Genomic DNA, 12,754 nt, shown 5'->3' with positions numbered 1-12,754 from the left:
TCATTCAAGCTAGTGAAGGGGGAATATAATTTGACTTACAGCATTAAAAAAGCCGCTGTCCTTGGATCAGGTGTTATGGGCTCTGGAATAGCAGCTCATCTGGCTAATATAGGTATTCCAACATTACTTTTAGATATCGTGCCAAAGGAGCTAACAAAGGAAGAAATGTCTAAAGAGCGAACACTTGAAGATAAGAAAGTGAGGAATAGGTTAGCAGAAAATGCATTGTTGAAATTATTAAAGCAAAAGCCATCCCCACTTACGAAAAAGGAGAATTTAGCACTCATTACCCCGGGGAATCTGGAGGATGATCTTCAAAGTTTATCAGAGGTAGACTGGATTATTGAGGTAGTTGTTGAAAATTTAGATGTAAAAAGAAAAGTATTTGAACTAGTTGATCAAAACCGGAAAGTTGGTAGTATAATCAGTTCTAATACTTCGGGTATTTCCGTGGAGGCAATGTCTGAAGGACGTTCCGAAGATTTTCAAACGCATTTTATGTGTACGCATTTCTTCAATCCACCTCGTTATTTAAAATTATTGGAATTAATTCCGACTAAAAAAACAGATAAAGAAGTACTTCAGTTTATGCAAATATTCAGTGAAGATACGCTTGGTAAAGGTGTTGTTATTGCGAAAGATACGCCTAATTTTATTGCAAATCGGATTGGAACATATGGCCTGCTTGTAACTGTTAGAGAAATGCTAAAAGGTGGCTATAGTATTGGAGAAGTTGATTCGATCACGGGCACACTGATTGGGCGTCCGAAAAGTGCCACATTTAGAACCTTAGATGTGGTTGGTTTAGATACATTTATTCATGTTGCTAACAATGTATATGAACAGGTGAGTGGGGAAGAGAAAGAAGTTTTTGCCGTACCAGAATTTATGAAGAAAATGCAAGAAAAAGGCTGGCTGGGTAGCAAATCAAGTCAAGGATTTTATTTGAAGAAAGGGAAAGAAATCTTTGAATTGAATCCAGAAACAATGGAATATGAAGAGCGTAAAAAACTGAAAACGCCTGGCTTGGAAATCGCTAAACAGGCAAAAGGAATAGCGAATAAAATGAAAGCGCTTGTACACTCGGATGATCGCGCGGGAAAATTACTTTGGAATATTACTGCTCCGGTCCTCGCTATTTCCGCAGAACTACTCGGAAATATTGCGGATGACATCACTTCGATTGATCAAGCGATGAAATGGGGCTTTGGCTGGAAGTTTGGGCCGTTCGAAATATGGGACGCGATTGGTGTTAAAAAATCTGTACAGAAGATGGAAGAAGACGGTATTAAGGTCCCAGTATGGGTAAAAACAATGCTCGAACAAGGAAATACGACCTTCTATAAAGAGGTGGATGGAGTTAATTTGGTTTATGCAAATGGAGAATACGAGGAAATTGTCGGAAATCCTAAAGTGATAGATTTGCAGCTTTTGAAAAAACAAGGAAAATTACTGAAAAAGAATACAGGTGCTAGTTTGATAGATATTGGTGATGATGTTGTTTTACTCGAATTCCATTCGCCTAATAATGCCATTGGCTTTGATATTATTCAGATGATCAATTATGCGATTAATGAAACCGAGAAAAATTATAAAGGACTCGTGATCGGTAACCAAGGGAAAAACTTCTGTGTCGGTGCCAATCTAGCAATGATATTAATGGCCGCTCAAGATGATGATATTTTTGAGGTGGATATGGTCATTCGCCAATTCCAGCAGGCAATGATGAAAATAAAATACAGCAAAAAACCAGTCGTTGCTGCGCCATTTGCCATGACAATAGGTGGTGGTGGAGAAGTGTGTCTACCGACGGCGCGCATTCAAGCATCAATGGAAACATATATTGGACTCGTTGAAGCTGGTGTCGGCCTCATTCCGGGTGGTGGTGGCAATAAAGAACTATATATTAAAACATTACAAGGAATGCCAAAAGGAATAGAGTTTGATTTGCAAAAAGTTGCCAATAAGGTATTCGAGACAATTGCGATGGCGAAAGTATCGACTTCCGCAGATGAAGCTTTCGACAATGGCTTTCTTAACAAAAATGATGGCATTAGCGTAAATGGAGATCATTTACTTTACGATGCTAAACAAGCGGTACTTGGATTGCACCATCAAGGTTATAAGGCACCTGTTCGACAAAAGGTGCCAGTTACTGGTGAATCTGGCTATGCTACCTTATTGCTCGGTGCAGAAACGTTGCATTTATCTGGATATATATCAGCACATGATCTGAAAATTGCTAAAAAGCTTGCATATGTTATTGCTGGTGGGAAAGTGCCATTTGGAACAGAAGTAGATGAACAGTATTTATTAGATCTTGAAAGAGAAGCGTTTTTAAGCCTTGTAGCTGAGCCGAAGTCACAACAACGTATGCAGCATATGCTCATAAAAGGAAAACCACTTAGAAATTAATCGTGTGAGATGAAGAGGAGGGTGATTATATGCGTGAAGCGGTTATTGTTGCTGGTGCAAGGACGCCTGTTGGTAGAGCGAAAAAGGGCACGCTCGCTACGACAAGACCCGATGATTTAGGGGCCTTAACAGTCAAAGAAACACTGAAGCGTGCGGGTCATTATGAAGGAAATATTGATGATCTAATTTTTGGTTGTGCCATGCCTGAAGCTGAACAAGGTTTAAACATGGCGAGGAATATTGGCGGATTGGCTGGGCTAGCAGATACAGTGCCAGCCATTACAATTAATCGCTATTGCTCGTCAGGCTTGCAGTCTATAGCCTATGCCGCAGAAAGAATCATGCTCGGCGCTTCAAATACTGTTATTGCCGGTGGAGCGGAATCAATGAGTTTAGTTCCAATGATGGGGCATGTCGTTCGACCAAATATTAAACTTGCTGAAACGGCACCAGCTTATTATATGGGCATGGGGCATACTGCGGAGGAAGTAGCGAAAAAATTCGGTATTTCAAGAGAAGATCAAGACACATTTGCTGTGAAAAGCCATCAGAAGGCTGCAGAAGCGATAGCGAATGGAAAATTTAAGGATGAGATCGTTTCAGTAGATGTGATCAACAGACATGTCGGTTCGGACAATAAAATAAAAGAAAATAAGATAAATTTTGCTCAAGATGAAGGTGTTCGTCCTGATACAAACCTAGATGTCCTCGCTAAATTACGACCAGCTTTTTCTGTGACGGGGTCAGTAACTGCAGGAAATTCGTCGCAAACGAGTGATGGTGCTGCAGCTGTCATGGTAATGGATCGGGAAAAAGCAGAATCTCTTGGATTAAAACCATTGGTAAAATTTCGATCATTCGCAGTAGCTGGTGTGCCACCGGAAATTATGGGAATTGGTCCTGTAAAGGCGATTCCCAAAGTGTTAAAAATGGCTGGTCTTGAGCTTTCAGATATCGGTTTATTTGAACTGAATGAAGCGTTCGCTTCCCAATCGATTCAAGTAATAAGAGAGTTGAGACTCAATGAAGAGATAGTCAATGTTAATGGTGGTGCTATCGCACTTGGGCATCCGCTTGGATGTACAGGAACGAAGCTAACATTATCGCTTGCCCATGAAATGAAACGTCGGAATATTCAATTCGGCATTGTCACAATGTGTATTGGTGGTGGAATGGGTGCAGCGGGAGTATTCGAATTACTATCATAAGGAGGAATCAATATGACAAATGAAACGAAAAAGTTGATCAAAGGTGGAGCATTTTTAATTGATGATATTGCTGCTGAACAAATGTTTACACCGGAAGATTATACAGATGAGCATAAAATGATCGCAAAAACGACGGAGGACTTCGTTGATAATGAAGTCATGCCTGAAGTGGAGCATCTTGAAAATCATGAATTTGATCGCTCCGTAAAATTATTGAAACAAGCAGGTGAGCTGGGGCTTTTAGGAGCAGATGTTCCTGAGGAATATGGTGGGCTAGCACTTGATAAAGTGAGTTCATCATTAATCTCCGAGAAACTGGCGAAAGCTGGTGGCTTTTCGATTTCTCACGGGGCACATGTAGGAATCGGTTCCCTGCCAATTGTTTTGTTTGGTAGTAAGGAACAAAAACAAAAGTATTTGCCATCATTAGCTACGGGCGAATTACTAGCTGCTTATGCCTTAACAGAGCCAGGATCTGGATCAGATGCGCTTGGTGCAAAATCGAGAGCAAAATTAAATGAAGCTGGGACACATTATATATTAAATGGTGAAAAACAATGGATTACAAACTCTGCTTTCGCAGATATATTTATTGTATACGCTAAGATTGATGGCGAACAGTTTTCTGCGTTTATCGTTGAACGAGCATACCCAGGTGTATCGACAGGTCCGGAAGAAAAGAAAATGGGAATTAAAAGCTCGTCAACGCGGACGTTAATATTGGAAGACGTAGAAGTTCCCGTAGAAAACTTGCTAGGGGATGCGGGTAAAGGGCATAGAATTGCATTTAATATTTTAAATATTGGGCGTTATAAGCTTGGAGTAGGAGCAGTTGGTGGTTCTAAACGAGCACTTGAAACTACTTTGCAATATGCAAATCAGCGGAAACAGTTTAAAACACCAATCTCCCAATTCAATTTGACGAAAGAAAAATTCGGTACACTTGGATCGGAGATATACGCTGCAGAGAGCTCAGTTTACAGGACAGTTGGTTTGTTTGAAGATCGCATGAGCCAATTGACTGAGGAGCAAGTGAAAAATGGATCGGAAGTAGCACGTTCGATTGCTGAGTACGCAATTGAATGTTCTTTGAATAAAGTGTTTGCATCAGAAGTTCTCGATCATGTGGTTGATGAAGGCGTGCAAATCCACGGTGGTTATGGATATATGCAGGAATACGAAATTGAAAGAGCCTATCGAGACTCACGTATCAATCGGATTTTCGAAGGTACAAATGAAATCAACAGATTACTCGTTCCAGGTACTTTTCTGAAAAAGGCATTTAAAGGTGAATTACCTTTACTAGAAAAAGCACAAAGTTTGCAAGAAGAATTGATGATGCTCATGCCTGAAGAACCCGGAAGTGAACCGCTTGATCAAGAGAAGCAACTAGTGAAAGGCGCAAAAAAAGTTGCACTGATGATTTCTGGACTGGGTGCTCAAAAATTTGGGCAAGCACTTGAAAAGGAACAAGAAATTCTTGGGAAATTAGCTGATATTATTTCACTTGCCTATGCAATGGAATCTGTAGTTCTGCGAACTGAAAAGGCAATTGGCCAGGTGGGATTAGCAAAGAGTAATCAAAAGCTCCTTTACACACAAATCTTCTGTCAAGACTCGATTGTGAAGGTAGAACAATTTGCAAAAGAGTGTCTTGCAGCAATAGAAGAAGGAGATACATTCCGTATGATGAACTCTGCTCTCCGTAAATTAACGCGTCACACACCGATCAACGTTATTGTCAAGAAACGAGAAGCGGCAGACCGTTTGATTGATGTAGAGAAATATGTAGTATAAGCAATTTAATAAAAGCCGACTACTAGTTTAGTTTAGAGTGGTCGGCTTTTTTGTTGTTTAAAAAAAGAAAAATAGGATGTTCACCATGAACATCCTATTTTGTTGCATACGGTAAGCGTATTCGAAACAAATTTATTGAACAACAGGCGTCATTATAGGTCATTCGAGATGTTAATGAAGAATATTTCGCGTTTCAATTATTATTTATAATGGTAGTAACTTATTAACTCTACCCTATTTTTTCCTATGCCCTTTATTCCCGCCAGATCCTTTCTTTCCACCAGATCCTTTCTTTCCACCAGATCCTTTCTTTCCACCAGATCCTTTCTTTCCACCAGATCCTTTCTTTCCACCAGATCCTTTCTTTCCACCAGATCCTTTCTTTCCACCAGATCCTTTCTTTCCACCAGATCCTTTCTTTCCACCAGATCCTTTCTTTCCACCAGATCCTTTCTTTCCACCAGATCCTTTCTTTCCACCAGATCCTTTCTTTCCACCAGATCCTTTCTTTCCACCAGATCCTTTATTCCCGCCAGATCCTTTCTTTCCACCAGATCCTTTATTCCCGCCAGATCCTTTCTTTCCACCAGATCCTTTCTTTCCACCAGATCCTTTATTCCCGCCAGATCCTTTCTTTCCACCAGATCCTTTATTTCCGCCAGATCCTTTCTTTCCACCAGATCCTTTATTCCCGCCAGATCCTTTATTCCCGCCAGATCCTTTCTTTCCACCAGATCCTTTATTCCCGCCAGATCCTTTCTTTCCACCAGATCCTTTATTCCCGCCAGATCCTTTCTTTCCACCAGATCCTTTATTCCCGCCAGATCCTTTCTTTCCACCAGATCCTTTATTCCCGCCAGATCCTCTCTTTCCACCAGATCCTTTATTCCCGCCAGATCCTTTCTTTCCGCCAGATCCTTTATTCCCGCCAGATCCTTTCTTTCCACCAGATCCTTTCTTTCCACCAGATCCTTTATTCCCGCCAGATCCTTTCTTTCCACCAGATCCTTTATTCCCGCCAGATCCTTTATTCCCGTCAGATCCTTTCTTTCCACCAGATCCTTTATTCCCGCCAGATCCTTTCTTTCCAGGCCCTTTCTTCTTTGCATAAACTCTAGGTGCTTCATCGTATTCTACTGGATTATTATGCATATATCCTGATAGCCCTTTTTCTGTAGCAATTAGGAAAAGTTTATTAATATCAATAGTCATAGTCTCAGCCAAAACCTTCACCACTTTCTTATTTTTTTATGTCACTATTCAGAATATGAGATATGGTGTTGATCTGTTTAGACTTTATTGTATTTCTGGAAAAATACATGTTTACGTCATACTGTCACTGTATATAAGGAAGAAGCATAAAATTTAACAAGGATAAATGTATATAAAAGGAGAGTACTATCTTGTTAAGTTATAACATTTATATGAATCCAAAAGATTTTAAAACTTTGAGGCAGGATATTTGGAGTGATGAATATATTTCAGGCACATTATGGATAGGCGGTGATAAATATGCAATCGATGTTTCCTACAGAGGGCACTCCATTCGAAACCATGAAAAAAAATCATATAATATCCTTTTTAAAAAACCTTTTTTTATGAATGGAGCACATGAAATTCATCTTAACGCTGAATTTAATGATCCCTCCCTCATTCGTAATAAACTTTCATTAGACTTTTTTAGCGACATTGGAGTCTTGTCACCTCAATCACAACACATTCTTTTGTATATTAACGGGGTCTTTAATGGGATCTATTTACAATTAGAGTCTTTTGATCAATATCTGTTAACCAAAAGAAAACTGCCAGATGGTAGCATATATTATGCTACTGATAATGATGCCAATTTTTCATTGCTAACAGCAGAAAATGAAGTTAAAGCGGATCTAACTCAAGGGTATTCAGAAAAGTATGGTAATGAGGAAGGGAAGGCATCCTTGCTTAACTTACTGATTAAGGTTAATACGTTAACAGATGCGGAGTTTTACGAAGAAATTTCAAAGATTATTAATATAGAAAAGTATTTATTATGGTTAGCTGGTGTCGTTTGCACGCAAAATTTCGATGGATTTGTACACAATTATGCTTTGTATAGAGACGATAATACAAAGCTTTATGAAATAACTCCATGGGATTATGACGGAACATGGGGAAGAGATAGGCATGGAACACCATTGGAATATGACTACATTCCTATAGATGGTTACAATACTCTAACTGCTAGACTTTTTAAGTATCCTCATTATAGAAGCATGTATAAAAACATCATGGAAAGTGTACTGCAAAATCAATTTACAGCAGCAAATCAAGGTCCCTGCATCGAGTTGTCATATAGGGAATTAAATCCATACATTATAAAAGATCCTTATATGAAGTATAGAGTTGAAGAATTCGAGAAAGAACCTGAGTTCATATTAGAATTTATTCGAAATCGCAATCATTATTTAACTAATGAGCTTTCGCGGATAGTGTAGTTAAAAGATTTAGCATTTCAATTACCTCCAATAAAAGGGACGACAAGTAAACCCATTTTTAACCTTGTACTCTAAAATAGGCGTATGAAAGTTACTTTGTCATCCCATGACACATATAGATATAAGGAAAATATGAATGGAGGTTAAAAAAAGATGAATAAAGAATTAATGCTTTCATTAGTAGATAAAGTAATTAAAATCGATAGGGGTGGACCTGAGTCTCGTGTTGGAAAAGTTCTGGCAGCAGAAGAGGATCATCTTACGGTGCTAACCGAAGATGAAGGAGTTATTTATTATAATACACAGCATATTAAGAGCCTATCTGATAATGCGAAACAAGGATTGAAATTTGAACTTGAAATTCCTGAGGACTTTGAGTTCGTAAGAGCTCAAGATTTTAAAAGTGTTTGTGATAGCTTAAAATATCACTGGATAAAAGTTAACCGTGGTGGACCAGAATCGCTAGAGGGTGTACTGGACGATGTTAATGATGATTTTATGGTAGTTGTCTCGAATGAAGAAATAGTCCGTCTTTCAATGTTTCATGTCCGTAACATAAGCTATGGAGTTAAAGTTGAAAAACAAGAGGCTGATAAATCAGAAAATAAATCATCAAATGATGATGAGAAAACAGCAAATAAGTCTGAGGAAAGTAATAAAGAAAACACAAATAAATACCAAAAAGATATAACAATACAAAATCAATAGTGGCTTCTTAAATTTGTCGCTGCTATTTGTTAGTTGCGACAAATTATTTAGAGGGGAGGAACTCTAAATTGGAAAAGGAAAATCTTGTTGATGTACTCAGCATCCTTATAGGGTTCAAAGTTGGAATCTTTCTTAATAACGACCAATTTGTAGAAGGACTTTTGCTGGATGTTAAACAAGACCACCTAATAGTTGAGGTGGATCACAACGTTTTTTATTTTGCACTTCAACAGATTTACGCACTGTCAAAGAATGCTAAAGATTTTCGCGCATCGTCCAACATTGTTCCTCATCTAGATAGAAATCACTTAACAGACATATTGAGTGCTTTAAGGTACAGCTGGGTCACTATCAATAGTCTTAATAATCAGACGCTAGTGGGGTTGCTAAGCAGAATATCCGAAGATCACATCATCTTAATAAATAATGACGAAAAACTATATATTCAAAAATCCTATATTTCAAACATATGTAAAGGGATATATGAAATTGAAGATCGACAAGGAGACACCAGTCAAGAAAAAGCTGTGCAAGATTCTCTTTCTGATACAAATGATGAGTCTAAAGAACAGCTGGACTCTTCTGAGAATGAAGAAGCAAGGGATACTCATCAAGTGAATCAAGATGTAGAAAAAAACATACAAATAACAAACGAAAATGAATTGGAAAAAGATGATCAAGTTCCTTCTAAGCTAAGTAATGATAGCGAGGAAACGGATGTTGAATCTTTTAATAATGGTGATCGAAATGTCATCTCAAAAATTGAATTTATTGGAGAATCTATTTTTCAGCAATCGGAAAAACATAATGTATTAAAAAGGGATGAAGAATTTTCTCACGATGAAGGTTGCCAGGATGTATTAGAATCTAATCAATATAGCGCTATGAACGAGGAGCAATATATCTTTATCGAACCTCAATATAATAAGAGAGAAAATAGAAAACATCGAACTAGGGTAAATCCCAAATGTAATGATCAGCAAGCATTTACATCCCAAAACCATTCTGTTGAGGATTTAGGATTACCTGCTAATGTCATAAAATCTTTAAAAAAAGAAGGGTATTCTGAATTATCTAAGACGACTGCTAGTCCGAGGTGCAATCATAGTAAAAATTTTAAATTGACTAGGAGGAATGTAGAAGGGAAATCGGAAGCTGCTAATGTAAAAGCCACTCATAATCCTATAAAAAAAATGAGTCCACAAGAAGAAAAAGTAATGTTAGAGAATCAATACTATGCTTTAATGAAGCATGCTGAAAAAATGTATCATCAATTGAAACAAGAACGATTCGGGAAATAATAATAAGAAAGGAGGGGGAAAACATGATTATGATCCTTTATTTTTCCATAATTGGAGGATTATTTTATAAACTATTTTTAAAATCACCATATAAGCAGGAAAACGTAATCAAATCAGCAAAACCTGTTATTTCTAAACAAAAGGCGGCGGATTTCCATGCTTGATTCCTCTGTTACTATTATGTTAATTGTTTTTACATTAACGATTTTATTAATGCTTTGGAGGCCATATGGAATAAACGAAACAGTCCCAACGACTATCGGTGCTGCAATAGTTTTAATTACAGGTATTGTTTCCTGGACAGATATTATAGGAATATTGGAGATTGTAAGAGGACCTTCACTAACTATATTATCAACGATTATGATGACAATTGTACTGGATAGTATAGGATTCTTTAGGTGGGTCGCTATAAATATTGTTAACAGATCAAGAGGATCCGGGGTAAGACTCTATCTTTATACGAATCTCCTTTGCTTTTTTATGACGATGTTATTTAATAATGACGGTAGTATTCTTATCACAACCCCCATCATCATTCATATGGTCACGATCTTGCGATTCAAGCCTCATCAAATATTTCCTTACTTAATATCTGGTGCATTAATTGCAACTGCAGCAAGCGCTCCGATCGCTGTCAGTAACATTTCCAATCTCATTGCGTTAGAAATAGTCGGATTAAGTTTAAACAGTTATATAAATATGATGTTTATTCCCTCGATGATAGGGATTTTATCAATTTTCCTACTAATGTTTTTATATTTTAAAAAGAATATTCCCAAAAAAATTTCACCGATTCAACTAAGATTGAAAAATGACAACTCTAAATATATGTACTCCCATCCTCTTGAAATCCGAAGCGATATTGAAAATATTGATTGGAGTATGTTTAAAATCAGTCTGAGTATTGTAGTAGCTACAAGAGCTTGTTTTTTTGCCCTATCTCCATTAGGAATTTCAATCGAGTGGATTGGTTTATTAGGTGCCTTTATTTTAATTGTTTTTAGATGGCTTAAAATGAGAACTGGCATTACTGATATTTTGAAAAAGACTCCGTGGCATATCTTATTGTTTGCATTTAACATGTATGTTCTCGTGTACGGACTTAAGAATATCGGTATAAATGATTTTATTGTTCGTTTACTAAAAGAAATAGTAGAACAAGATCCATTAAATGCTACATTCGTGATGGGAGTCTTATCAACATTCTTATCCAATACTTTCAATAATCTACCAGCCGTTATGATTAGTACTTTGTCAATTGTGGACATGGATTTAGAACCATCATTTGTGCATATCACATACCTGGCAAATGTCATTGGAGCCGATATTGGGGCTTTATTAACACCGGTAGGAACACTCGCGACACTAATATGGATGTTTATTCTTAAAAAGCATGCAATTAAAGTAACTTGGAGTCAGTACCTAAAAGTAACAATACTTGTTATCCCAATAGGTTTAATCGTTAGTTTGTTCAGTCTATATTTTTGGGTAATGTGGCTATTTTATTAAAAAGGAGGGGTGAACTTGAATAAAATTATTCAAAACCTTATAAGGGAAGTTGTTCAAATAGAAGTCTCCGGAAAGAAGTTTATTAATGGGACAATCGTTGATATAGGTAATGACATCATTGTTTTATTTAACGGAACGGATTTTGTCTACATTCCCTTAGTCCATATTCAAAATTTAAGGGTGGATCAAAAAAATGAAGACGAGATAAAAAGTCCTACAGAATCTCCTAGCATAGTTTCGGAGGAAAATAAAGATGAATTGTCTTTAAGAAAGGTTCTAACACAGTCTAAAGGAATGTTTGTTGAAATTTATGTAACAAGCAATCAGCCTTTACATGGGTATATTACGAGCATCATGAACAATTATTTTGTATTTCATTCTCCTATTTATAAAACCATGTATATTACGTTACATCATCTAAAGTGGCTGATTCCTTATTCTAACAATCAACGGCCATACGATCTAGATAACCGTAATTTTCCTATTCAACCGACTAATGTTTCACTAGCAAGAACTTTTGAAGTTCAAGTTAAAAAGTTCGAAAATGAAGTCGTTGTGTTTAACATCGGTGAAAATAATAACCATATAGGAAAAATAAATAATGTCGAAGAACAAATCATAGAGATTCAAACAGCAAGAACACATCCCGTTTATCTAAATCTTCATCACATTAAAACGCTACACCAGGTGTAACTCCCTATAAAACCAATCTATTTATTAGTCGAAACTAAGAGAAGGTGAAAACTTCCTAATATTTTAAGCCTATTATATTGCCGATATATTATTTGACAAACTTTGATACCTACCTCAGCTTACTTTAGAGACTTGGTAATCTAGTGGAATTTGGCGGGAGTAATAATGTGTACACAAATCCTCTTCATCCATATAATCAAGCATTATTATTGGCTACTCCTGATACTGATACAGTAACAGAAAAGAGTGAACAGATTATTCTAAAAGGTGAAGTGCCTAGACCATTTCATTCACTATTCGTCTGTATGTCTCGTACAAGGTCCCCACATGTACAATTACTTGAAAATAGAAAATAGGTGATGGGATTTCCGACTGAGAGACCTTGATTGAATATTATCATGACATCGTGATAGTATCTAAAGGGCTATTCAAAAGGGATATCAAATCACCTTTCTGACATAAGGGGCTTTGAAGTCGCGACTTAAAATAAAGTATGAATTTGTAGAAAATCAGGATTCTGTGTACTCTGATGACACTATAGAAAAAGTTATTTTATGCAGAGATCCTACTAAAGAATTGCATAAGTTGATGTTATAAAACTGGACAATCATTCTGAATGCTAAGGATAGTATCTCTATATGTATTA

Annotated in this window: 11 protein-coding genes; 10 read left to right on the top strand and 1 reads right to left on the bottom strand. The window is 37.0% G+C overall.

The genetic code is table 11. From position 1 onward, the window contains the following. Positions 1–30: 30 nt before the first annotated feature. The 3 genes from MHB53_RS10255 to MHB53_RS10245 are packed head-to-tail and all read left to right on the top strand — an operon-like array spanning position 31 to position 5,420. Complete coding sequence (locus tag MHB53_RS10255) at positions 31–2,415, top strand: 3-hydroxyacyl-CoA dehydrogenase/enoyl-CoA hydratase family protein (protein ID WP_340917801.1); 2,385 nt, start codon at positions 31–33, stop codon at positions 2,413–2,415. A gap of 29 nt (positions 2,416–2,444) precedes the next feature. Next, on the top strand, positions 2,445–3,623 hold the full coding sequence (locus tag MHB53_RS10250) for an acetyl-CoA C-acetyltransferase (RefSeq protein WP_340917799.1): 1,179 nt from the start codon (positions 2,445–2,447) through the stop codon (positions 3,621–3,623). Between the two features lie 12 nt (positions 3,624–3,635). Further along, positions 3,636–5,420: an acyl-CoA dehydrogenase family protein gene (locus tag MHB53_RS10245; RefSeq protein WP_340917797.1), complete on the top strand. Its 1,785-nt coding sequence runs from the start codon at positions 3,636–3,638 to the stop codon at positions 5,418–5,420. A gap of 200 nt (positions 5,421–5,620) precedes the next feature. On the opposite strand, the gene MHB53_RS10240 is transcribed toward MHB53_RS10245, so the two are convergent. Beyond that, on the bottom strand, positions 5,621–6,547 hold the full coding sequence (locus MHB53_RS10240; protein WP_340917795.1) for a hypothetical protein: 927 nt from the start codon (positions 6,545–6,547) through the stop codon (positions 5,621–5,623). Between the two features lie 273 nt (positions 6,548–6,820). On the opposite strand from MHB53_RS10240, the gene MHB53_RS10235 reads away from it, so the two are divergent. The 7 genes from MHB53_RS10235 (at position 6,821) to MHB53_RS10205 (ending at position 12,464) form a co-directional block, all read left to right on the top strand. After that, a complete protein-coding gene (locus MHB53_RS10235; protein WP_340924602.1) occupies positions 6,821–7,894 on the top strand; it encodes a CotH kinase family protein in 1,074 nt (357 codons plus the stop codon). A gap of 153 nt (positions 7,895–8,047) precedes the next feature. Beyond that, the gene (locus MHB53_RS10230; protein WP_340917793.1) at positions 8,048–8,602 is read left to right on the top strand and encodes a hypothetical protein; all 555 of its coding nucleotides are present in this window, start codon (positions 8,048–8,050) and stop codon (positions 8,600–8,602) included. 68 nt (positions 8,603–8,670) lie between these two features. Next, positions 8,671–9,903 (top strand): DUF2642 domain-containing protein, encoded by a 1,233-nt coding sequence (locus MHB53_RS10225; protein ID WP_340917790.1) that lies wholly within the window; start codon positions 8,671–8,673, stop codon positions 9,901–9,903. 23 nt (positions 9,904–9,926) lie between these two features. Then, the gene (locus tag MHB53_RS10220; protein WP_340917788.1) at positions 9,927–10,067 is read left to right on the top strand and encodes a hypothetical protein; all 141 of its coding nucleotides are present in this window, start codon (positions 9,927–9,929) and stop codon (positions 10,065–10,067) included. Then, entirely contained in the window at positions 10,060–11,415 is a 1,356-nt protein-coding gene (locus tag MHB53_RS10215; protein WP_340917785.1) for an arsenic transporter, read from the top strand. Before MHB53_RS10220 ends, MHB53_RS10215 begins: the two co-directional genes overlap by 8 nt. A gap of 15 nt (positions 11,416–11,430) precedes the next feature. Further along, positions 11,431–12,108: a DUF2642 domain-containing protein gene (locus tag MHB53_RS10210; RefSeq protein WP_340917783.1), complete on the top strand. Its 678-nt coding sequence runs from the start codon at positions 11,431–11,433 to the stop codon at positions 12,106–12,108. A 143-nt stretch (positions 12,109–12,251) separates the two neighbouring features. Continuing rightward, entirely contained in the window at positions 12,252–12,464 is a 213-nt protein-coding gene (locus tag MHB53_RS10205) for an ABC transporter ATP-binding protein (protein WP_340917781.1), read from the top strand. The last annotated feature ends 290 nt before the right edge of the window (positions 12,465–12,754 follow it).

This window comes from Bacillus sp. FSL K6-3431 (assembly GCF_038002605.1).
GTDB lineage: Bacteria > Bacillota > Bacilli > Bacillales > Bacillaceae_C > Lederbergia.
The sequence above is the reverse complement of the archived record's forward strand: the minus strand, read 5'-3'. Positions and strand labels throughout refer to the sequence as shown.

Bases quoted from the DNA above. Each gene is read 5' to 3' on its own strand.
- MHB53_RS10250 (WP_340917799.1), top strand. From the start codon at position 2,445: ATGCGTGAAGCGGTTATTGTTGCTGGTGCAAGGACGCCTGTTGGTAGA.
- MHB53_RS10245 (WP_340917797.1), top strand. From the start codon at position 3,636: ATGACAAATGAAACGAAAAAGTTGATCAAAGGTGGAGCATTTTTAATT.
- MHB53_RS10240 (WP_340917795.1), bottom strand. From the start codon at position 6,547: ATGAAGCACCTAGAGTTTATGCAAAGAAGAAAGGGCCTGGAAAGAAAG.
- MHB53_RS10230 (WP_340917793.1), top strand. From the start codon at position 8,048: ATGAATAAAGAATTAATGCTTTCATTAGTAGATAAAGTAATTAAAATC.
- MHB53_RS10220 (WP_340917788.1), top strand. From the start codon at position 9,927: ATGATTATGATCCTTTATTTTTCCATAATTGGAGGATTATTTTATAAA.
- MHB53_RS10215 (WP_340917785.1), top strand. From the start codon at position 10,060: ATGCTTGATTCCTCTGTTACTATTATGTTAATTGTTTTTACATTAACG.